A 21,014-nucleotide genomic window follows, 5' to 3' on the forward strand; every position below is an offset into this window, starting at 1 on the left:
GCCCGAACGTGTACAGCACAGCAAATACCAGCAATCTCAGCCATGCCTCCCCCTCTTCGGTTTCCCAAAACCCCGATTCAGGATGTCGGTTCCTACGGGCTTGCGCTTGCAGGTGGCGATGAACACTGCTTTTCGGGCGATGAATTAATTCCCCCACTGCACGCAGGCTTCGTTTTCCCTGGTCTGTAAGTGCGGCAAAAATGACGCGGCTGGTTGTCCGTATGGCTTGAGTCGTAGAGTTTTTTTGTCATAAAACTGATGATACAGGAGATGCGGCAACCAGTTCCCATCTCCTCAGCTCCCTTCATCCTCAGACTCTATCGGTAGCATGACTGTCCCGCTTTAAGTGGGAAGCCGTGTCGAGCGTACTGACATCGGCATTCATGCCGACGCCGGGTTGTGTCAGATGCACCACCAACAAGCCGATGGCCAGCGCAAAGGTACTCACCACCTCAAAATACAGCAGGGCCTTGCCGCCTACGCGTCCGACTTTCTTCATGTCTTCCATGCCGGCGATTCCGGTCACCACGGTACAGAAGATGATCGGAGCGATGATCATCTTGATCAGCTTGATGAAGCCGTCTCCCAGAGGTTTCATGGAAGAGCCCGATTCGGGATAGAAATATCCCAACAGAACACCGCAGATGATGGCAATGATGACCTGGAAATAGAGGGACTTGTAGAGCGGTTGCTTATTTGTCATACGATTCTCCTGGTTTATGAATGCAAAAGGTTTTTTGAACCCGATATGTTCCTTTCCTGTCCGGTGGCGATCTCTGCGGCGACGATGTCATGGAGGTTCGGAGGGTGGCGCAGCGTTTGACCCTTGGTGGAGTCCATCCTTCCTTTCCAGCACAATAATGTAGCATGCATGATAAATGTGAAAAGACATTTTCCTAATCTCGCCACCCTGCTGGTCAGACTCGGCACCTTCGCGGGAGCGTTCAAGCTTTGTGGCTCCTTGAATTCACGCTGCCCGTCCCCACTTACTGGCCATGAACATACTTCAGCCGAGGATTTCAGCATGCGTTTGGATAAACTGACCACCAAGTTCCAGCAGGCGCTGGCCGACGCGCAAAGCCTTGCGGTCGGACACGACAACCAGATCATCGAGCCGCAACATCTGCTGCTGGCGCTGTTGCAGCAGGAAGACGGTTCGACTTCGTCCCTGCTGGCCCGCGCCGGGGTCAATGTGCAGGCGCTCAAGGCGGCGCTGGCGCAGGCGATCAGCCGTCTGCCAAAGGTGCAGGGGCATGGTGGTGAGGTGCAGGTCGGTCGCGATCTGACCAATCTGCTGAACCTTACCGACAAGGAAGCCCAGAAACGCGGTGACCAGTTCATCGCCTCGGAGATGTTCCTGCTTGCCCTCTGCGACGACAAGGGCGAGTGCGGTCGCCTGGCGAAACAGCACGGACTGGTCAAGCAGTCGCTGGAACAGGCGGTGGCTTCGGTGCGTGGCGGGCAGGGGGTGGATTCCCAGGAAGCCGAAGGGCAACGCCAGTCACTGAGCAAGTACTGTATCGACCTGACCGATCGCGCCCGCCAGGGCAAGCTCGACCCGGTGATCGGTCGCGATGACGAGATCCGCCGGGCCATCCAGATTCTGCAACGGCGTACCAAGAACAATCCGGTACTGATTGGCGAGCCAGGCGTTGGCAAGACCGCGATCGTCGAAGGGCTTGCGCAGCGTATCGTCAATGGTGAAGTGCCGGAAACGCTCAAGAACAAGAAGGTGCTCAGTCTCGACATGGCGGCACTGCTGGCCGGTGCCAAGTATCGCGGCGAATTCGAGGAGCGACTGAAAGCGGTGCTCAAGGAAATTGCCCAGGAAGAAGGGCGCATCATCGTTTTCATCGACGAGCTGCATACCATGGTCGGCGCCGGCAAGGCGGAAGGCGCGATCGACGCCGGCAACATGCTCAAGCCCGCGCTGGCACGTGGCGAATTGCACTGCGTTGGTGCGACGACACTCGACGAGTACCGCAAATACATCGAAAAGGATGCGGCGCTCGAACGCCGCTTCCAGAAGGTGCTGATCGACGAGCCGACGGTCGAGTCGACGATCGCCATCCTGCGCGGCCTGCGCGAAAAATACGAGCTGCACCATGGCGTCGACATCACCGATCCGGCGCTCGTCGCCGCATCCGAACTGTCGCACCGCTACATTACCGACCGTTTCCTGCCGGACAAGGCGATCGACCTGATCGACGAAGCCGCGGCGCGAATCAAGATGGAGATCGATTCCAAGCCGGAGGTGATGGACAAGCTCGACCGGCGCATGATCCAGCTCAAGATCGAGCGCGAAGCGGTGCGCAAGGAACGCGATGAAGCGTCGAAGAAGCGCATGCACCTGATCGAAGAGGAACTGCTCAAGCTCGAACGCGAGTACAACGACCTCGACGAAATCTGGAAAGCCGAAAAGGCTCAGGTGCAGGGCAGTGCGCACATCAAGGAGGAGATCGACAAGCTCAAGCTCGAACTGGCGCAACTGCAGCGCGACAACAAGTGGGACAAGGTTGCCGAAATCCAGTACGGCAAGCTGCCGCAGCTCGAGGCGCAACTGACGGTCGCCGAGAAATCGGGAGACGGTGGCCAGCACAACAAACTGTTGCGTACCGAAGTCGGCACCGAGGAAATCGCCGAGGTGGTTTCGCGTGCGACGGGAATTCCCGTCTCGAAGATGATGCAGGGCGAACGCGAGAAGCTCCTGAAAATGGAAGAGCGCCTGCACCAGCGCGTCGTCGGGCAGGACGAGGCGGTGCGTCTGGTGGCCAATGCCATCCGCCGCTCGCGTGCCGGCCTTGCGGATCCCAACCGGCCGTACGGATCGTTCCTCTTTCTCGGACCGACCGGGGTCGGCAAGACCGAACTGTGCAAGGCACTGGCCGGCTTCCTCTTCGATTCCGAGGAGCACCTGATCCGCGTCGATATGAGCGAATTCATGGAGAAGCACTCGGTGTCACGATTGATCGGTGCGCCGCCGGGTTACGTCGGCTACGAGGAGGGCGGTTATCTGACCGAAGCCGTCCGGCGCAAACCCTATTCGGTGATTCTCCTCGACGAAGTCGAAAAGGCGCACCAGGATGTCTTCAACGTTCTGCTGCAGGTTCTCGACGACGGCCGCATGACCGACGGGCACGGTCGGACCGTCGACTTCAAGAACACCGTGGTGGTGATGACTTCGAATCTCGGAAGCCAGATGATTCAACAGATGGCGGGTGACGATTACCAGTTGATCAAGCTGGCGGTGATGGGTGAAGTCAAGAGCTATTTCCGGCCCGAGTTCATCAACCGCATTGATGAAGTGGTGGTATTTCATGCGCTCGAAGAGCAGCACATCAAGTCGATCGCCAGGATTCAGCTCGCTTACCTCGAACAGCGCCTGGGGCAACTCGAGCTGAAGCTGGAAGTCGCCGACAGCGCCCTGTCAGAACTGGCGACGGCCGGTTTCGACGCGGTCTATGGTGCCCGCCCATTGAAACGTGCGATCCAGTCGCAACTGGAGGATCCCCTGGCCAAATCGATTCTCGAGGGGCGTTTTGTTGCCGGCGACACGATTCGCGTCGCTTGCGACAGTGGCATCATGCGCTTTGACACGGCTTAGAAGGATGTTGCATGGCACGAAGCTTGCTAATAGTTGTCTGTAGTATGAGCCCGCAAGGCCTGTGCAAGCAATCGGGACATTGCATCGTCTCTGTCCACCTGGAAAGGAGTACACATGAACATCGTCTATAACAGTCAGCAGTACGCAATCGTTGCTTACCCGGTGCAGCAGGGTTTCGAGCTGGTAGACAAAGCGGCCAGCCGCAGCCTTTTCGTTCAGGGTTCGGTGGCCCGGGATTTGCGCAAGGCCATAGACGATATTCCCGACAACGAGCGTGACGAAGAATCGATTGACGCGCTGCTCGACGAGTACTGCGCTGGTGCGGCGCGGCCGATCGTGGTGCACTGAATTGGTGCCAGGATGCGCTCCCGGCCATGCACTGCGATTGACTGACGCCGGGATATCCGGGGCGTCACGAACAAGCCTGAACACCCAAGGGCAGGTCCGGCCGAGCAGGGCTTTGTTTGCGAGCGTATAATTGTCGGCAGAAGCAGCTTGTCAACCAGAACTATTCTTTGGGAGGAGGCCAGATGGCCTTGTACGAATCCGATCACACCAAGTTCATGCGTGAAATGATGGCCCAGCATCCCGAATGGGCCGAGGATCAGCGCCGCGGCCGGGCGATCTGGTGGGACAGGAAGGTCGACCTGAGCGAGCAGAAGTCGCGCCGGGAGGCCAATGAACCGCATCGATCCTATCCCTACGACGTCAATTTCGACCTGCAGTAGCCGCCAGACACAGAAGCGGCCGGACGAATGTCGTCCGGCCGCTTCTTCTCGTTGGCGGGGCCGAAGGCTTTGGCTGCGCCGAGTTTGAGGCGTTGCCTGGTCCCTGGCCCCTGAAAATTTTCCTAGTTGTTCAAGGGCTTGATGACGCGTTTGACGGCCGGGTCGTCGGGGTGCGGGTGGATCGTGAAGCCAAGCCTGGTCATCAGGTTGAACATCTTGGTGTTCATCGACAGCACGTCGCCGACGATGGTACGGTAGCCTTTGACGCGTGCACAGTCGATCAACGCGCTCATCAGCTTGCGGCCGACACCGTGTTTCTGCCAGTCATCGGCAACGGCCAAAGCAAACTCGACGGATTCGCCGTCCGGGTTGGTGACATAGCGGGCGACACCGATCTGCAACTCCTTGCCATCCGCGTCGGGGAGGGTCGCCACCAGAGCCATTTCGCGGTCGTAGTCGATCTGGGTGAAGCGCACCAGCATGGTCTGCGTCAGTTCGCGGATGGTATCCATGAAACGGTAGTACTTGCTTTCGTCGGACAGGCCGATGACGAACTGCTGCTCGCGCTCGGCGTCTTCCGGGCGGATCGGTCGAATCGTCACCGTCCGGCCATCCGGGAGTTCCCATTCCTGGATCAGATGTGCCGGATAGGGGTGAATCGCCATGTGCGCATAGCGGTCGCCCGAGGGTGCGGCATAATCAATGACGATGCGCGCATCGGCAGCGATACCGCCATTCTCATCGACAATCAGCGGATTGAGATCGAGTTCCTGCAGCCAGGGAAGTTCGCAGATCATCTGTGAAACATGCAAAAGCACGTCTTCGAGCGCTTCGAGGTTGACCGCCGGCATGTTGCGAAATTCGCCGAGCAGTTTGGAAGCGCGCGTCGAAGCGATCAGATCCCGCGCCAGGAAGCGGTTGAGCGGTGGCAGGGCAACCGCCCGGTCGCTGAAGACTTCCACTTCGGTACCGCCGGCGCCGAAAGTGATGATCGGACCAAAAATCGGATCACGCGAGACTCCGATCATCAGTTCGCGGCCATTCGGGCGTGCCAGGTACGGTTCGATTGAAACACCGTTGATACGCGCCGTCGGGTGCCGCTTCTTTACCGTTTCGAGAATGTCGTGATAGGCATTGCGAGCCGCCGGGGCGTTGCTGATATTGAGCCGCACGCCGCCCACTTCGCTCTTGTGGATGATGTCCGGCGAATCGATCTTCATGGCGATCGGAAAACCGATCTGTTCGGCCAGCAGCAGCGATTCGGTCGGCGTGTGCGCGACCATGGTCTGTGCGACGGGGATGCGGAAAGCCCGCAGGATGGCCTTCGATTCCATCTCCGAGAGGACCTTGCGCCGCTCGTGCAACACTGCCTCGACCAACATCCTGGCCCCTTCGGTTTCCGGTCGGGAATGCTTCGACAAGGGTGCCGGGGTCTGCAGCAGGAGCTTCTGGTTCCAGTAATAGGTGGAGATATGGTAGTACAGCTCGACCGCCGTTTCCGGCATGCGGAACGAGGGAATACCGGATTCTTCGAGCAACATGCGCGCCTCCAAGACCTGTTCCTCGCCCATCCAGCAGGTGAGAATCGGCTTGGCGGTCAGCAGGTCGACTTCGATCACCGCCTTGGCGACTTCCATCGGCTTCGTCATGGCCTGCGGCGAGAGCATCACCAGAACGCCATCGACGGTGTCATCCTCGGCAACCGCCAGGATGGCTTCGTGATAACGCTTCGGGGTTGCATCCCCTTCGATGTCGATGGGGTTGCGTTGCGACCAGGTGGGCGGCATCTTCGAATTGAGTTTCTGGATGGTACTGGCAGACAATTCGGCGAGCGGAATCTCAAGGTCGCCGGCACGATCTGCGGCCATCGCCCCCGGTCCGCCGCCGTTGGTGATGATTGCCAGGCGCTTACCTTGCGGGCGGAATTTCGAGGCCAGCGCCTTGGCCGCATAGAACAACTGGCCGATGTTCTTGACCCGCACGACACCGGCGCGGCGCACGGCAGCCTCGAAAACGATGTCGGAGCCGCCGGGCATTCCCGAGTGCGTTTCGACTGCCGCCAGCCCGCCGGCGTGACGACCGGCCTTGAGCAGCACGATCGGCTTGATGCGCGCCGCCGAACGCAGCGCGCTCATGAAGCGGCGGGCATCCCGAATGCCTTCGACGTAGAGCAGGATGTAATGAGTGAGGTTGTCGTAGATCAGGTAATCGAGGATCTCGCCAAAATCGACATCGGCGGTGCCGCCCAGCGAGATGACGCTGGAAAATCCGACGCGGTTGCTGGTCGCCCAGTCGAGAACCGCCGAGCAGATCGCTCCCGATTGCGAGACCAGCGCGAGATTGCCGACATTGGCGTAGACATGAGCAAAAGTGGCATTCAGTCCGAGACTCGGGCGAATGATCCCCAGACAATTCGGACCCAGCAGGCGGACTCCGTAACTGCGGGCAATCTCCATCATCTTGCGCTCGAGCGCCGCTCCCGAGTGACCGGTTTCGGCAAAGCCGGAAGTGATCACGATGGCATTCTTGACACCACTGCGACCGCATTGCTCGATGATTTTCGGGACCGTTTGCGGTCTGGTGACGACGACGGCCAATTCGACGCGGGCGCTGATCTCTTCGATCGACTTGTACGCCTGCACCCCCTGGATCGATTCGTGGGCAGTGTTGATCGGGTACAGTCGTCCTTTGTAGCCGGAATCGAGAATGTTCTTGAACAGTACATTGCCGACCGAATTCTCCCGGTCGGAAGCGCCGATGACGGCAACGGACTTGGGTTCAAACAGGGTGGTGAGATAGTGATGTTCTAGCATGAGGATTTTCGCCGCTTGTTCGAGAGGCGCCATACGGGTTGATGTTGCGCTGCAACAATTTTACCACAGATGGCCTGGCAAGTCTCTAGGGAGAAGACCATAATCCCCTCATATTGCGAAATTTGGCACACTGGGAAGACCGCCGGAGGCAGAAGAGGGCATGGGGCGATCCGGAGCCAGCTCGGGAGGTGCTTGGCCGAAACATTGCCGGCGTGACGGCAGCAACTTAGCGAACCGGCGCTGCCAAATCGCGGTCAGCGAGTACGCTGTCGATGTGGATGTCGGATTGCAGGACACGGTACATCGGGCATTTGTTGGCAATCGCCAGCAGTTTGCCGCGTTGTTCGCCTGTCAGATCGCCGGCGAGAGTGATGGTGCGCGAGATTCGATCGATCTTGCCATGTCCGTCGACCTCGATCCGGTCGTGCATCAGTTCGACGCTGACACCGGTGAGTGGCAAGTGCTTGCGTTCGGCGTACATGCGCAGGGTGATCGAGGTACAGGCGCCGAGGCTGGCAAGCAGGAAATCGAAGGGCGCCGGGCCAGCATCGCTACCGCCCATGGCGACGGGTTCATCGGCAATCAAGCGATGCCTGCCGGCATACACCATTTGCTGGTAGGGTCCCAGCCCATTCTCGCTGACGACGATCGAATGATCGTGCGGCTTACTGTTCTTGTCCTTGGTCATGCGCTCATCTCCAGATCATCGGAAACATGATAAGGGAAGGAAGCTCCGCCCGGACAGTTTCTTTTTGCTGATTATCTGCCGCAAACCCGGCGAGCCAGGGCGTCGATGCCGGCAGGTGTCAGATCGTCGGTGCCGATCCTGAGCGGCGCACGGTATCCGGCGTAGTTCTGCTGCTGCGAGCGCTGGTACAGCGGGTCATAATGCAGTGCCAGCAGCTCGCCGACCAGTTCGCGCCAGCGCCCCTGTTGGATATGTCCTCGCCAGCGCAGCAGCGTCTCCGTGCTCTGCAGATGTCGCAAGGCTTGCAGGCGGGCAGTCAGCCAATCGGGAGCGGTCAGGAAGTAGGCATAATCACGCAACAGGAAATCGACGCGCGCGGCGAAAGACGCTTCGATGTTTACACACTCGCCGGCGCGCATGCTCTCGATCAGTGCGCTAGGGAGCTGTAGCGAACCGATCTTGCGGCTCTCCGCCTCGACATAGACCGGCCGATCCGCAAGCAGGCGCTGCAGCGCGGTGAGCAGGCGGGATTCGAACATCTTTTGCGAGGGCTGCGGGCAGTCCGGCAGGACGCCAAGCACTGAACCCTTGTGACAGGCGAGATCCTCAAGGTCGAGCACCTGTTCTCCGAGTTGCCCGATGGCCTGCAGGATGCGGCTCTTGCCGCTGCCGGTGGCCCCACAGATGACCTTCAGTTGCAGCGCCCGCGGCACTTCCGACAGACTCTCGATGACCAGTCGGCGATAGGTTTTATAGCCGCCTTCGAGTTGCTGCGCATCCCAGCCGATACGCCGCAGGACGTAGGTCATCGAGCCACTGCGCTGGCCGCCACGCCAGCACAGGATCAAGGGTCGCCAGTGCTTCGGGCGGTCGAGAAAGCGGTCGCGCAGATGCCTGGCAATGTTCTCGGAAACATGCGCAGCACCCACCCTCCGAGCTGCGAAAGGGGAGACCTGCTTGTAAAGCGTGCCCACTTCGATGCGCTGCTGGTCATCGAGTACCGGACAGTTGACCGAGCCGGGAATATGGTCCTCGGCAAACTCGGCGGGGGAACGCACGTCGATGATCTCGTCAAAGGCAGAAAAATCGCTGATTCGCTGGAGGCTGACGAGCTCATGTTTCATGCGGAGGAGGACATTCGTTGATGGCCGACTATTTTAGCAGCGGTGCGAGGCCACGCCAGACGTTGTTGAGCAACAGGGGTTGCGCTTCAGCGGTCGGATGCAGATTGTCGGCCTGGAATAGATGGGCTTCCGTTGCCACGCCCTCGAGCAGGAAGTCTACCAGCGCGGTCTTGCGGGCTTTGGCCACTTCATCGAAAGCATGATGAAACTGCAGGGCATAGGTGCCGTAGTTGGGCGGTATGCGCTGGCCGACCAGCAGCACGCGTGCGTTCTTCTTCTGGGCGCTGGCGACGATGGCGCTCAGGTTGTCGCGCAGTTGTGCCACCGGCAGGCCACGCAGGCCATCGTTGGCGCCCAGGGCAATGATCACTACCTGCGGCGAGTGCCTGGCCAGCGCCGCGTCGATGCGGGTCCGGCCACCGCTGGTGGTTTCTCCCGAGATGCTGGCATTGACGACGCTATAATCGAGCTTCCTTTCCTGCAGGCGTTTGGCGAGCAAGGCGGGCCAGGCGGCGTCCTGGCGGATGCCGTAGCCCGCCGACAGCGAATCGCCGAAGACGAGAATGGTTTGTACTGCCTGTGCTGCCGGGGCAAACAGCATCAGTCCGGCGAGCAACAGGCTGCGGTAATTTGGGATACAGGACATGGGTCGAGACGCATCGATGGTCATTGAGGTGAGTGATCTCGCCAAACGTGTGGATAACGGTGGCGAGCCGTTGACCATTCTGCACGAGATTTCGTTCGCCGTCGCCCCTGGCGAGACGGTGGCGATTATCGGGGCCTCGGGTTCCGGGAAATCCACCCTGCTGGGCCTGCTGGCCGGACTCGACCTGCCGAGCAGCGGCTCGGTGTCGCTGGCGGGCGAGGATCTCGGTGGCCTCGACGAAGATGCACGGGCGGTATTGCGCGGCCGCCTGCTGGGTTTCGTCTTTCAGACCTTCCAGTTGCTGCCGTCGCTGAACGCCATCGAAAACGTGATGCTGCCACTCGAACTCGCCGGCACAGCCAATGCCCGCACCGAGGCCGAGTACTGGTTGCAGCGGGTCGGGCTGGCGCACCGCCTGCGGCATTATCCGAAACATCTCTCCGGGGGGGAGCAGCAGCGGGTTGCCCTGGCCCGCGCCTTTGCACCGAAGCCCCGGCTGGTGCTCGCCGACGAGCCGACCGGCAATCTCGACGCCGCCACCGGTCATCAGGTCATCGAGTTGATGTTCGCGATCAATGCCGAAAGCGGCACCACGCTGATCCTCGTCACCCATGACGAAGAAATTGCGGCGCGCTGTTGTCGCCGGCTGCGGATGCACGCCGGGCAACTGGAAGAGATTCGCTGAGCAGGATTTCGCTCGCGGCTGCGACACCGCTGCGGACTGCCGCTTCAAGCGTTGCCGGATATTCGGCGCAGACATAGTCGCCCGCCAGCCAGCAGCCGGCGAGTGCGGTTCTGACGCTGGGCCGGCGCAGATTGGGGCGACAGCAGAAGGTCGCACGTTGCTCACGGATCACCTGATACCAGAGGAACGCTGGTAGCCGGCGATCGAGTGTGGCGGCGAGTTGGCGGTGCAGTGTGGCGGCCAGCGCGGCATTGTCGAGTTCCTCCCAGGCACCATGACCACTGAGAACGAAGGCCAGGACTCCGGCGGTGCCACAAAGCGCGCCGCGATCGAAAACCCACTGTCCGACCTGTGCACGAGCACGATCCTCCAGCCCGAGCATCGGCAAAGGCAGGCGTACCTGCGGTGGATAGCCACAATAGACGGTACCGATCGGCTCGAAAGCGTACTCGGCAAGCAGTTGTGCGCTGGCGATCGTTTCGGCGTGCCGGACAAGCAGCGCTGCCGCGTGTTGCGGGCCGACTGCGACGACGGCGTGGTCGAAGGACTCGCCACGGATGCCGGGGCCGACGTCAATCGCTTCGACGCGGGTCGACACGCGGATTTCCCCGCCACGCGCGCGAATGAAGTTCGCTGCGGCGGTCGGGAACAGCTGGTCGAGGTCGGCCGCCGGCAGCAGCAGATCGGTTGCCGCCCGCCCACTGCCGAGACTGTCGCGCAAGGTATGAACGAAAATCTGCGCCGAGGCCTGCGCCGGTGCGGTATTGAGCGCCGCCAGGCAGAGCGGCTCCCAGAGGTGGCGGCGCAGGCTGCCGCGCTGGTCATGGCGATCGAGCAAGTCCTTCACCGTGCAGTCTTCACCGATCCGGTATGCCGCCCCCTGCAGAAAGCGCATGAAGCGAACGGCGCTGATCTTTTCGCTCAGGCTGGCGCCGCGCGCTGCCAGCAGTCCGGCCGCCAGGTGCCATGGCGAGGGCAGGCGTGGCAGCCGCAGGTGAAAGGGAAGCGGCTGGCTGGCCGGGAAGCTCAGTTCAAGGGGCAGACGCTTGAGCAGCCGATCCGGGTCGGCGCCGACTTCCTGCATCAGGCGCAGTGTCTCGCGATAAGCGCCGACCAGGATGTGCTGCCCGTTGTCGAGCCGCTGTCCTTGCACTTCGACGCTGCGAGCACGGCCACCGAGTTGCTTCGCCGCTTCGAAGACCGTCACCCGGACGCCGGCTTTCGCCAGTTCGACGGCGGCGGACAGACCCGCCCAACCGCCGCCGATGATCGCTGCTCTCATCCACGCACCCAGGTCCGCCAGGCGATCCACAGCTTGCGCAGCGGCGTCAGCGAAGTGCGCTGGGTGAGAACCTGACAGCCATCGCGTTTGATCTCGTCAAGCAGGGTGCGATAGATCGCCGCCATCATCAGACCGGGGCGTTGTGCCCGGCGGTCAGCCCCTGGCAGTTCGTCGAGGGCCAGGACATAATAGCTCTCGGCACGTTCGATCTGGAAGTCCATCAAGCGGCGGAAGTTGTCCGAATGGCGGGCATTGAGGATGTCGGCGGCGGTCACTTCGAAACGCTGCAGATCCTCGATGGGCAGGTAAATGCGGCCCATGCGCGCATCCTCGCCGACGTCGCGGATGATATTGGTGAGCTGAAAAGCGACGCCGAGATCGTGCGCATACTTTTGTGTCTTGCGATCCTGGTAGCCGAAGATTTCTGCGGCGAGCAGACCGACGACTCCTGCGACGCGATAACAATAGAGCGACAGCGCCTTGAAATCGAGGTAGCGCGACTGTTGCAGATCCATCTCCATGCCATCGATGATTTCCTGCAACTGTTCCTCGGGTAGATGGAACTCGGCGCTCGCCGCCTGCAGTGCCTGGGTCACCGGATGCTGCGGCTGGCCGGCGCTGAGGCGGGCCAGTTCCTGTCGCCACCAGGCCAGCTTGGTCGCGGCAAGCTGCGGATCCTGGCATTCATCGACGACGTCGTCGACTTCCCGGCAGAAAGCATACAGCGCCGTGATCGCGCGCCGCTGGTTCTGCGGCAGGAAGAGAAAGCTGTAGTAGAAGCTCGAGCCACTGCGTGCGGCTTTCTGCTGGCAATATTCGTCAGGGGTCATTCGCAATCTCGGGATTTCCACAGGGCCGCCATTCTCCCACGACTTACATGCCCAGCGCGCGTCCGCCGATGCGCAGCCAGTCGCGCGCGCCGAGCATTGGGCGGTTCCGGAAGACGTCGCCGCGGACGCGCTGAATCCTCTCCAGGATGCGTAGCCCCCCCTGTACCGTCAAGCGAATCTCCCAGCCCATGCGGCCTGGCAGTTGCTGGACCAGCGGTGCGCCCTCGCTCATCAGGCGGCGCGTTCGTTCGATCTGAAAATCGAGCAGCGCTGCCCATGCCTCGCTCCAGCGCCCACCAGCGATGTCTGTTTCGGCGATGCCGAAGTATTCAAGGTCGCCAAGTGGCAGATAGATGCGCTGCTTGTTCCAGTCAATGGCGATGTCCTGCCAGAAATTGACCAGTTGCAGGGCGGAGCAGATGCAGTCCGAGCGGTGCAGGTTTGCTTCGCTGTTCCGCCCGACCAGGTGCAGCAGCAGCCGGCCCACCGGATTGGCGGAACGTCGGCAGTAGTCGAGGAGTTCCGGGTAATCCGCATAGCGCTTCTTGACGACATCCTGCGCAAAAGCGTCAAGCAGGTCGCGCAGCAACTGTACGGGCAGATGCCACTCCCTGATGATCGCCGCCAACTCCGCGAAGTCCTGCCTGGCCGGAGGTTCACCGCCCTCGATGCGGTCGAGTTCCTCCCGATACTCGGCGAGCCCCTGCAGGCGTACCGCGTCGCTGGCATCGCCTTCGTCGGCGATGTCGTCGGCGGCGCGCGCGAAACGATAGATCGCCTCGACCGGCCGACGCAGGCGTCGCGGTAGCAGCAGCGATGCAACAGGGAAGTTTTCGTAGTGGTCGACAGGCATCGGGGAGGAGCTTGGCGCAGTCCGGCTTGACCGGAATCGCGGAGAAGCTGACAGTATAGGGTTGTCGCGGTTAGAATATTGGTTTGATGCGTTGAACGGCCGAGCCGGAGGTTGCCGGCGAACGAGTGACCGACTGTGCAGCGCATGCACTCCACTCCTCTTCCGGGTTGGCAGTGCCCAGGTGGCGAAATTGGTAGACGCAGCAGGTTTAGGTCCTGCCGCCGCAAGGTGTGGGGGTTCGATTCCCTTCCTGGGCACCAAGAACAAGTCCAAAGTAGTCCGAAAAAGGCCAGAACTCCAAGCAAAAGCAAGGGTTCTGGCCTTTTTTGTGTCCACGTAACTCCCAACTGATCTATTGCAATCCGGGGGTATCTGGGGGTATTCTTGGGGGTATGCTGGAGGTGTTGATTTGAGGATACCCCCAGAAGCACCAGCCACCTGTTTGAGGATATCTTCGATGCCCCTGACTGACACCACCATCCGTAATGCCAAGCCAACTGAAAAACCGGTCCGCATTTTTGACGGCGGTGGGCTGTATGCTGAAATCAGTCCTGCCGGCGGAAAGCTATGGCGTTTGAAGTACCGCATTGACGGGAAAGAGAAGCTGCTTGCCCTGGGCATGTACCCGGACGTGGGTTTGAAAGACGCCAGGGAGCGCCGCGACGAGGCGCGCAAGCTGCTGGCGAACGGCGTAGACCCTGGCGCACACCGGAAGGCGCAAAAAGCTGCCAAAGCGGAGCGGTCGGCCAACAGCTTCGAGGTTATCTGCCGGGAGTGGCTGGAGCAGCGCAAGGACACGGTGGAGCCATCCCAGCATGTCAAGACGCTGGCGCGGATGGAGAACGATGTTTTCCCTTGGCTGGGGGCGAAGGCGATTGCCGAGATTACCTCTCCCGACGTGCTCGGGGTGCTGCGCCGAATCGACGAGCGCGGTGCGCGCTACACGGCACATCGTGTGCGCAGCGAAATCAGCCGCGCATTCCGTTACGCGATCGCCACAGGCCGCGCTGATCGCGATCCCTGCCCGGACTTGAAAGGCGCGATACCGGCTCCCAAGGCGGAGCACTTCGCGGCAATCACGACGCCGACGGAGGTTGCCGAACTGCTTCGGGCAATAGACGGTTTCCGGGGTACGTTCGTGGTCAAGAGCGCCTTGCTGCTCGCACCGCTGCTGTTCGTTCGCCCCGGCGAACTGCGCAGCGCAGAGTGGTCGGGGTTCGACCTGGACAAGGCCGAGTGGCGCTATCTGGTGACCAAGACCAAGAGCGAGCACCTTGTGCCGCTCGCGTCACAGGCGGTGGCGATCCTCCGCGAATTGCACGAACTGACCGGGAATCGGCGCTACGTTTTTCCCGGCCGCGATCCGCACAAGGCCATGAGCGAGGCAGCGATCAATGCCGCGTTACGGCGGATGGGCTACGACACCAAGACCGAAATTACCGGGCACGGATTTCGCGCGATGGCGCGAACGATCCTGCATGAGGAGTTGCACATCAAGCCCGAAGTCATCGAGCATCAGCTTGCGCATCAGGTTCCTGATGCCCTTGGCACGGCCTACAACCGGACCAAGTTTCTGAAAGAGCGCCAGACCATGATGCAGCAATGGGCGGACTACCTCGGCAAGCTGAAAGTTGGCGCCGAGGTGATTCCGTTGAACGGGCAAGCGGCTTGATCGCTTCCTGCGCTTGGGTTGACAAGCGCAGGCTGGCGAGCGGGGTTTATCGCTGGTCGGCGAAGGGGTGTAGCGGTGCGGGGTGGAAGCGGCGGGACTGACCACGTCGGTGCCGGCGGGACGGCGGTCAGGGGCTTCGGGCCCTGCTCATCCTGTGCCTTTCTTTCCGCCACGCTCGCCCGCGGCCCTGAATTCATCGTACGCCTTGTCCCAATCAATGCTCGGGAATGCAGCTTTGACCGACTCCAGAAAGTCTGGTCGGTTCAGAGTTTCAAAGGTCACATCCTTGAAGCGTTCGTTGAGTTTCATCTCCTGGATGAGGGCTTCGGCACGGGGAAACACGCGATTCAGTTCAAAATCGAGCCATCGTCGGGCGCTGTCTTCTGAAGGTTTCTCACCGAAAATTTGTCCAAGTAAGGCATCCGGCGGCGCTTGAATGACGCGCGGCAGGTAGTAATCGACGATCTGTTTGCGTGATTCGTCGAGGTGCGTCTGTAGTTCTGCCGCAACTGCTTGTTGGTGTTCCTCCAGCTTCGCGCGGAACGCAGCCAGCCGCTCGACCAAGAGGGGCTTTGCGGATTTCAGCACCACCCGTCCGTGATCCTTGGCCAGCGAGGGCGTGAAATTCTTGCGAATATCATTGAGAGCGTCTTCGAGCGGTTTGGACGAAAGTTTGCTGCCCTTTTCGATCAGTTCGAAAGTTGTTCGCAACCGGTTTTCCAGATCCTTGCTACCCCCCAGCTTCTGGATGCTTGGGGGGAGTGCAAGTCGATGGCGCTGAATGGCGGCTCCGGTGAGGCTCAATTCCACATATTGCAGATACGGCTCAAAAACACGAACCTGCCGCGCAAGATCGAAGCGGACCGGCGGTACTTCTTTCAGGGTAGTGGCGACCTTCGAGAACTGAACATCGCTTACTTCCTGCGAACCTACATCCAGAGGCAATGCCTGGATACGTCTTTTCTCTTCGGAAGTCTTGGCTTGCGCGACGGCAATGGCCTTGGCGGCAGGAGAAAGCCGAGCCAGGGCTTCTTCGATCTGTGCGCTCGACATTCGAATGGCGTTGAGCGCAGCACCGCTGGTGGACTCGGGTTCGAGGTACAAGGCTGTCGGCGTAAATATGAAGCCAACATCGTCAGCAATCACCAACGCTGTGCGCAGGCCGGGCGTGCTCCGAACGCTGATGCCGGCATCACGCAGCAGTTTCACCGCGCCAATATCTCCATAGCCCATGCGCATCGCACGCTCGTCGAAGTCGAGGCAAACGGTCAGCATTTCCGCACCAAGACGCGCGGCTGCTTCGGCCATCGCTTGCGCCGGCTTGGCCTGAATTCCCGGGCCAGCGTAGCAGACCGAGTGTTTTGCTGCGCCGATGATCTCCGCCATATCCTGAGAACTCAAGTGACCAAAAAGTGCGCCGGGACTCATGACGGCGTTTCCGACTCGGCAACGGTTGCGGGGTTCAGCGTGATCGATGTCCCGCCCGACACCACCCACTCCTCATAATCCGCCATCACCAACTCAGCCCTTTTCATCAAGGGTGGCAGCAACGCCTTGCGGTCGGGGTGCGCGAATATCTTGAGATTCAGCGCTCCGGCGTCCAACAGTTCCTTGAACTTGGTATAGCGATCTTCCCAGGGGAAATCCGTGCCGTCTTTCGCCATCGCCAGCACCATCTTGCGGTGGATGTCCTTGTTGCGTCGCCTACCTTCACCGTCGATCACCTGAAACAGCGTGATCAGGAACTTCTTCAACTTCTCGATCAACAAAAGCTTTTGCTGCTCGGTCAGTTGCAGGGCTGCCAGCAGTTCGATGGCGTCCAGCGAAGCCATCAGCCCGCCAATGGAATGGGGCAATCCGGTCTCACTCTGGGGTTTTTTCTTCTTCTGCTGCGCCTCAGGCAATTCATCGAGCCCCCAGCCGACGGCATCCTCCACCAGATCGATATCGAACACCGCACCGACGCGGTCGTCCTCGTCACTGAGCTTGGACGCCAGATGCTTGACTACCTGCTCGGCAAAGGTCGCGCGTTTTTCGTCGGCGTGCCTGGCCAACTCCGGCTTCTTGAAATCGAGGATGCCCCACAATCGTTCGCGGCTGCCCAGCCAGGCCGACCCCGCGTGGCGCAGATTGATGGCGCGCGGCTTGTCCTCCTTGGTCAGTTCATCGAGAAAATCGGAGAGGCCCGTCGCACCTTCCTTGTCCTTACCGCCGGCTTGTGCCGCCTTCCAGCTTCGCCAGTGGGCGCTGATTCCCTTGTCGTCGAAAAACAGCTTGAAGGCCTTGTCCATCTTCTCCTTCAGGTTCATCGCATCGAGGTCGGATACCGTAATGCCGCCATATTTGGCGAAGACCTTCGGCAAGTTCTTCGAGACGACGCCCGCGTGCGAAAAGTCGACCAGCAGGCAGTCGTTTTTCCACTTGCGCCAGCGATTCACCCGGCAGGCCGCCTGGAACAGCAGGACGTCATCCATGCCACGATCGATGAACAGGGTGTGCAGCGTCGGTTCGTCGAAGCCGGTAAGCAGCTTGTCCACCACCACCATGAGGGCGTTGTAGACCTTCAAGCCTTGCTTGGCGCCTTCACCCTTACGGCGAAACTCATCGATGATCGCGTCCTGATTCCTGCCGCCGTTGAGGGATGCGCAAGTCGGCTCGCCCTGCTTGTCCGTGTAGAGTAAAAGCACCGGGCAGTGTCTGATCGCCTCGGCGTGCACCACGAAACGCGGGTCCATAGCCAGCGTGTCCAGTTCGGCTCGCAGCAGTTTTTGATACGCGATCGCCGCCTTGATCGAATGCGCGGCGAACATCGCCTTCCCCTCGCCCAGGGCACGGCCGGGCGGGCGGATGGTCATCATCGTTTTGGCCACGAAGACGAGTGCGGCCTGCTTGGCGACAAATGCCTGCCGGTTCGGGTTCTGGTAAATCTCGTCGGAACTGGGCGCGCGCAGTTTGTCGCCATCCTGCAGTTTCTGCACCGATTCCGTGATCTTGTATTGCAGATGATCCTCGAAGCGGAGGACGTTCTGGATTGGGTTCAGAATCACCCGGTCGCGAATCGCCTGGGTCATCGTGTAGGCGAAATACGGTGCCCAGCGGATGTCATCGCCGGCTGCCGCCGGAGATCGCCACTCGCCGAAGCGGGCGAGGATTTCGTCCCGCGGTGTCGCGGTCAGGCCGACGATGAGATTGCGCTTGGCCCCCTCGGGCCGGAGGGTGCCCCACTCGTCGAAGATTTCGATGGTCGCGTCGTGCAGGATGCCGTTCTGGCTGCGGTGCACCTCGTCGATGACGAAGGCCACCCGCTTGGTCGCCAGCAGCTTGGCCAGCGCCGGGTCGGCCTCGGCCAGCTTCCGGATGGACGGGAATTTCTGGATGTTGACCACCACCACGCGCACCCCGCTTTGCAGGCCATCGCGCAAATCCCTGAAGGTCTCCGCTTCGGCGACGATGTTCTGCGTTGCCCGCAGGCGTGCCGCTTGTTGGGCCACGTTCTGGCGCAGTTCGGTGCGGTCGGTCAAGAGAACGCAGAGATCGAACAAGGGTGCTGCCGCCGCGCTGCGCGGGTCCGCCATGTCGGCGAGCGCCTGCGCCAGCCAGACGATGACATTCGTTTTGCCGAGCCCCGCCGCGCCTTGCAGCAAGATGGAATGCGACTCCTGCCCATTGCGGTGCAGCAGGGTCTTGCGGACGATCTCATCGGCCTTCTTCGGGTCTAGTCCGGGCAGGGACAGGGCCAGTGCCGCCCGGATGTCCACCTCGTTGATCTTCGACTTGCTTTCTTTGGCATAGAGTTCATGCACCCGGCGCATGGCCTGGTACAGCATGGCGCGCTGCGCCGGGCGCGGGCGCAGAATCTCGGTCGCGGTGGTGGTACGGCTGGGAATGTTCTGGTTAAAGAAATGAATCTCACGGTCTACGCCGTCGGCAGGTGCGAAGAACGACGCCAGATGTTCGGCCAGTGCCACGGAGGCCGGTTTCTCGCGCATTTCCGCGGTGCGCATGAACGCTTCCACCACTTTGCCTGGCAGTGCCTCCACGAGTGCCTGCGTATTGTCTGCCTCGATGGCGTCGTCGATCTCCGGCAACAGCCATTCGATCTCCGGCAGCACCATCATCGCACCCATGTCCACGGCGCTGATATGGGTAGCTTTTTCGTACAGGCAAATCGCCTGGCGAATCTCCCAGCGCACCTTTTCGCTCAGGTCGCGGTGGCGAAATCCCGGCCAGTGGCCGCCTTCCGCCGCGTAGCGTTCGCGCGCCTCGCGCAACACGGCAATGCCGGCCTCGACGCAATCGTGGGCGATCTTCCTGCGGCCGTGGCCGGCGGCGGTCTGCCCGGTCTGGGCGGTTTTCAGTTCGGCATAGGCGAGGTACAGGCCATTGACGAAAAACACCAGGTCGGGCCGGCGACGGATGCGCTTGTTGCTGTGGGGAAATTGCCGCTCGAAAGTCGCCTCCGGGATCACACGCAGGAAATTCTTTCTGAACAGATCCGCCGCCCTGGCATCCGCCCCGGCGCGCGGCGCTTCGTTCCACAGCACGAAGGACTGGCCGGAGAACGTCAGGCTCTCGCGCAGCACGAAAGCGGCATTCGCCTTGGCGGCGACTTTGGGCAACAGCGTCTCGGTCAGAAAGGCCTGCAGAAAGGCCGCGTCGGAGTCATAGCCCTTCATCGCCCTGGCGTAGGCGGCGGCGTTGAGCGGGCAGCCGTCGCGCAGGAAGTGGAGCAGATCCCCCGGCACGATCCAGCGCATGGCGTCGATGTCGGCCGGCTTGCCGAATATCCAGTCCAGGCCGTCCGGCTGCGGCGCAGTCAGGTAGGGAATGAAGACACCGTTCTGAAAGTCGCTTTCCTTGAAGCCATGGGCCATGCGGGGTCCTCTTGTGCTCAGGCCGTCTCGGCCGGTGGGTCGTAGGCGGAAAGGTCGATCTTGCCGGTGACCGCCTCGTGGATGATGGCTTTGCGCTGTTGCTGCAGCAGGTCGTCGAGCTGGTCGATGAGCGCGATTTGTCGGTCGATCTGCGACAGCTTGCGGTCGAGGAAGGCGGCGATTGCGTGCTGTTCGGCGAGCGGCGGTACAGAAATCAGCATTTGCCGCAAGTGCGTTGGGCCGAAATGATGAATTGTCGAGCCTTTCAGGTAGTCCTCAACCTGCCCGAGGAACGCCTTTGAAATCACGAAGAGGCGAAGATAAGCCTTGGTCAATCCAGTCTTGGGCCGCAATATGATCAAACCGGTATATGGAATCGCACCCACCGCGTCAGTGCCTGCTTCGCTAAGGAACGTTCAAAAAACAACCTGCGGAAATTCATTGCTGGACTGGAAAAACGGTGGGATTCCATTGATCAGCTTTCGCAAATTGTTTTTGAAACGTTCCTAACCATGCCAGTACTCGCACTGGCGCTGATGACGATGTCACCCAGTTTCAGCCGGAATTGCCGCCACTGGCGTTCGGCCTTCTCGGGCGCTACGTAATTGCAGCCCTCCATGGTGATCAGGCCGGGCGTGATGTTTCCGATTCTTAGCAATGGAACTCCGGCCTGCATGAAGTCGGTGGCCATGATGCCCGGTCCCTCGCGGAAAAAGACCTGGCTGTTCGCAGTAACAGCAGCAAGTCTAGCGGGTTTAAGTCCCGTCTGGGGAGTTGTCCGTACGCCCCGGTAGCATGAGGAAGCGGCGCCGTGGCGACACGGGGTCGTGAGTTTCCAACAGCAAGAGAGCAGGCCGTAACGCAAGTGAACCTATGAGTAGCCTCGTAAATTATGTGGAGGAGCCGACCCTGTGGTCAGAAGGGGAAGGCCGTTGGATGGGCGCTGGAATAACGGAAGTGGCGTCAATCGACTCCCGGGGTAGCAGGGATGGCATGTTCTTGAAGACTTACTGCCCAGTGCTGGAGGCCCGTCTGCGGAGGTGGGGAGACCACCGACTGCTGCGTATAAGGCAACGAAAGCGCAGCGGCTGCAGGCGGGAGTCGGAGGGGTTCATAGTACCGTCTGAGTTCGTGGGACAACATAACCCCGGACGAGGGAAGGGACCCTACTTTGTTCGTGCAACCGAAGAGCGGAGGATCGAGGGATTGCCATGT

Annotated in this window: 16 protein-coding genes, 1 tRNA gene and 1 pseudogene; 6 read left to right on the forward strand and 12 right to left on the reverse strand. The window is 60.7% G+C overall.

Going from position 1 to position 21,014, the window contains the following annotated elements; genetic code table 11:
- Nucleotides 1-352: 352 nt before the first annotated feature.
- Nucleotides 353-703 (reverse strand): annotated as a pseudogene (locus E4Q08_RS18575) (cation:dicarboxylate symporter family transporter); the annotation flags it as partial.
- 321 nt (nucleotides 704-1,024) lie between these two features.
- Between E4Q08_RS18575 and clpB the strand changes: the two are divergent.
- The 3 genes from clpB (at nucleotide 1,025) to E4Q08_RS18590 (ending at nucleotide 4,332) form a co-directional block, all read left to right on the forward strand.
- A complete protein-coding gene (clpB, locus tag E4Q08_RS18580; protein WP_169071462.1) occupies nucleotides 1,025-3,604 on the forward strand; it encodes an ATP-dependent chaperone ClpB in 2,580 nt (859 codons plus the stop codon).
- Between the two features lie 114 nt (nucleotides 3,605-3,718).
- A complete protein-coding gene (locus E4Q08_RS18585) occupies nucleotides 3,719-3,952 on the forward strand; it encodes a DUF3567 family protein (protein ID WP_034909171.1) in 234 nt (77 codons plus the stop codon).
- A 182-nt stretch (nucleotides 3,953-4,134) separates the two neighbouring features.
- Complete coding sequence (locus E4Q08_RS18590) at nucleotides 4,135-4,332, forward strand: DUF3460 family protein (protein ID WP_034909173.1); 198 nt, start codon at nucleotides 4,135-4,137, stop codon at nucleotides 4,330-4,332.
- Nucleotides 4,333-4,454: 122 nt separating this feature from the next.
- On the opposite strand, the gene E4Q08_RS18595 is transcribed toward E4Q08_RS18590, so the two are convergent.
- From E4Q08_RS18595 to E4Q08_RS18610, 4 genes are all read right to left on the reverse strand, one after another.
- Entirely contained in the window at nucleotides 4,455-7,145 is a 2,691-nt protein-coding gene (locus E4Q08_RS18595; protein ID WP_034909182.1) for a bifunctional acetate--CoA ligase family protein/GNAT family N-acetyltransferase, read from the reverse strand.
- A gap of 226 nt (nucleotides 7,146-7,371) precedes the next feature.
- Nucleotides 7,372-7,833, reverse strand: coding sequence for an OsmC family protein (locus E4Q08_RS18600; protein WP_169071463.1), 462 nt, complete (start codon nucleotides 7,831-7,833; stop codon nucleotides 7,372-7,374).
- Between the two features lie 71 nt (nucleotides 7,834-7,904).
- The gene (gene mnmH, locus E4Q08_RS18605) at nucleotides 7,905-8,957 is read right to left on the reverse strand and encodes a tRNA 2-selenouridine(34) synthase MnmH (protein WP_034909174.1); all 1,053 of its coding nucleotides are present in this window, start codon (nucleotides 8,955-8,957) and stop codon (nucleotides 7,905-7,907) included.
- A 28-nt stretch (nucleotides 8,958-8,985) separates the two neighbouring features.
- Nucleotides 8,986-9,603, reverse strand: coding sequence for an arylesterase (locus E4Q08_RS18610; protein WP_034909176.1), 618 nt, complete (start codon nucleotides 9,601-9,603; stop codon nucleotides 8,986-8,988).
- Between E4Q08_RS18610 and E4Q08_RS18615 the strand changes: the two genes are divergently transcribed.
- Nucleotides 9,602-10,288, forward strand: coding sequence for an ABC transporter ATP-binding protein (locus E4Q08_RS18615; protein ID WP_034909178.1), 687 nt, complete (start codon nucleotides 9,602-9,604; stop codon nucleotides 10,286-10,288). The genes E4Q08_RS18610 and E4Q08_RS18615 overlap by 2 nt on opposite strands.
- Here the strand turns inward: E4Q08_RS18615 and hpnE are convergent.
- From hpnE to hpnC, 3 genes are read right to left on the reverse strand one after another with little or no spacing between them, the layout of a single operon-like run.
- Nucleotides 10,209-11,570 (reverse strand): hydroxysqualene dehydroxylase HpnE, encoded by a 1,362-nt coding sequence (gene hpnE, locus E4Q08_RS18620; protein WP_169071464.1) that lies wholly within the window; start codon nucleotides 11,568-11,570, stop codon nucleotides 10,209-10,211. The genes E4Q08_RS18615 and hpnE overlap by 80 nt on opposite strands.
- On the reverse strand, nucleotides 11,567-12,400 hold the full coding sequence (hpnD, locus tag E4Q08_RS18625) for a presqualene diphosphate synthase HpnD (protein ID WP_169071465.1): 834 nt from the start codon (nucleotides 12,398-12,400) through the stop codon (nucleotides 11,567-11,569). Before hpnD ends, hpnE begins: the two co-directional genes overlap by 4 nt.
- 43 nt (nucleotides 12,401-12,443) lie before the next feature.
- Nucleotides 12,444-13,253 carry a squalene synthase HpnC gene (hpnC, locus tag E4Q08_RS18630; protein WP_169071466.1) on the reverse strand — a complete coding sequence of 270 codons (810 nt, stop codon included), beginning with the start codon at nucleotides 13,251-13,253 and terminating at the stop codon, nucleotides 12,444-12,446.
- Between the two features lie 175 nt (nucleotides 13,254-13,428).
- Here hpnC and E4Q08_RS18635 point away from each other — a divergent pair.
- Nucleotides 13,429-13,513 (forward strand) — tRNA-Leu (locus E4Q08_RS18635).
- 197 nt (nucleotides 13,514-13,710) lie between these two features.
- On the forward strand, nucleotides 13,711-14,925 hold the full coding sequence (locus E4Q08_RS18640) for a tyrosine-type recombinase/integrase (protein WP_169071467.1): 1,215 nt from the start codon (nucleotides 13,711-13,713) through the stop codon (nucleotides 14,923-14,925).
- A 147-nt stretch (nucleotides 14,926-15,072) separates the two neighbouring features.
- Here the strand turns inward: E4Q08_RS18640 and E4Q08_RS18645 are convergent, their stop codons facing one another.
- The 4 genes from E4Q08_RS18645 to E4Q08_RS18660 all read right to left on the reverse strand — a co-directional run bounded on the left by E4Q08_RS18645 (nucleotide 15,073) and on the right by E4Q08_RS18660 (nucleotide 20,490).
- Nucleotides 15,073-16,353, reverse strand: a complete 1,281-nt coding sequence (locus E4Q08_RS18645; protein WP_169071468.1) for a hypothetical protein — start codon at nucleotides 16,351-16,353, stop codon at nucleotides 15,073-15,075.
- Nucleotides 16,350-19,799 carry a type I restriction enzyme subunit R domain-containing protein gene (locus tag E4Q08_RS18650; RefSeq protein WP_169071469.1) on the reverse strand — a complete coding sequence of 1,150 codons (3,450 nt, stop codon included), beginning with the start codon at nucleotides 19,797-19,799 and terminating at the stop codon, nucleotides 16,350-16,352. Before E4Q08_RS18650 ends, E4Q08_RS18645 begins: the two co-directional genes overlap by 4 nt.
- Nucleotides 19,800-19,816: 17 nt before the next feature.
- Nucleotides 19,817-20,185: a restriction endonuclease subunit S gene (locus tag E4Q08_RS18655; protein WP_169071470.1), complete on the reverse strand. Its 369-nt coding sequence runs from the start codon at nucleotides 20,183-20,185 to the stop codon at nucleotides 19,817-19,819.
- A gap of 89 nt (nucleotides 20,186-20,274) precedes the next feature.
- Complete coding sequence (locus E4Q08_RS18660) at nucleotides 20,275-20,490, reverse strand: restriction endonuclease subunit S domain-containing protein (RefSeq protein ID WP_169071471.1); 216 nt, start codon at nucleotides 20,488-20,490, stop codon at nucleotides 20,275-20,277.
- Between the last annotated feature and the right edge of the window lie 524 nt (nucleotides 20,491-21,014).

The sequence above is a fragment of the Candidatus Accumulibacter contiguus genome (assembly GCF_012940005.1).
Taxonomy (GTDB): domain Bacteria; phylum Pseudomonadota; class Gammaproteobacteria; order Burkholderiales; family Rhodocyclaceae; genus Accumulibacter; species Accumulibacter contiguus.

Bases quoted from the DNA above. Each gene is read 5' to 3' on its own strand.
- clpB (WP_169071462.1), top strand. From the start codon at position 1,025: ATGCGTTTGGATAAACTGACCACCAAGTTCCAGCAGGCGCTGGCCGAC.
- E4Q08_RS18585 (WP_034909171.1), top strand. From the start codon at position 3,719: ATGAACATCGTCTATAACAGTCAGCAGTACGCAATCGTTGCTTACCCG.
- E4Q08_RS18590 (WP_034909173.1), top strand. From the start codon at position 4,135: ATGGCCTTGTACGAATCCGATCACACCAAGTTCATGCGTGAAATGATG.
- E4Q08_RS18595 (WP_034909182.1), bottom strand. From the start codon at position 7,145: ATGCTAGAACATCACTATCTCACCACCCTGTTTGAACCCAAGTCCGTT.
- E4Q08_RS18600 (WP_169071463.1), bottom strand. From the start codon at position 7,833: ATGACCAAGGACAAGAACAGTAAGCCGCACGATCATTCGATCGTCGTC.
- mnmH (WP_034909174.1), bottom strand. From the start codon at position 8,957: ATGAAACATGAGCTCGTCAGCCTCCAGCGAATCAGCGATTTTTCTGCC.
- E4Q08_RS18615 (WP_034909178.1), top strand. From the start codon at position 9,602: ATGGGTCGAGACGCATCGATGGTCATTGAGGTGAGTGATCTCGCCAAA.
- E4Q08_RS18610 (WP_034909176.1), bottom strand. From the start codon at position 9,603: ATGTCCTGTATCCCAAATTACCGCAGCCTGTTGCTCGCCGGACTGATG.
- hpnE (WP_169071464.1), bottom strand. From the start codon at position 11,570: ATGAGAGCAGCGATCATCGGCGGCGGTTGGGCGGGTCTGTCCGCCGCC.
- hpnD (WP_169071465.1), bottom strand. From the start codon at position 12,400: ATGACCCCTGACGAATATTGCCAGCAGAAAGCCGCACGCAGTGGCTCG.
- hpnC (WP_169071466.1), bottom strand. From the start codon at position 13,253: ATGCCTGTCGACCACTACGAAAACTTCCCTGTTGCATCGCTGCTGCTA.
- E4Q08_RS18640 (WP_169071467.1), top strand. From the start codon at position 13,711: ATGCCCCTGACTGACACCACCATCCGTAATGCCAAGCCAACTGAAAAA.
- E4Q08_RS18645 (WP_169071468.1), bottom strand. From the start codon at position 16,353: ATGAGTCCCGGCGCACTTTTTGGTCACTTGAGTTCTCAGGATATGGCG.
- E4Q08_RS18650 (WP_169071469.1), bottom strand. From the start codon at position 19,799: ATGGCCCATGGCTTCAAGGAAAGCGACTTTCAGAACGGTGTCTTCATT.
- E4Q08_RS18660 (WP_169071471.1), bottom strand. From the start codon at position 20,490: ATGGCCACCGACTTCATGCAGGCCGGAGTTCCATTGCTAAGAATCGGA.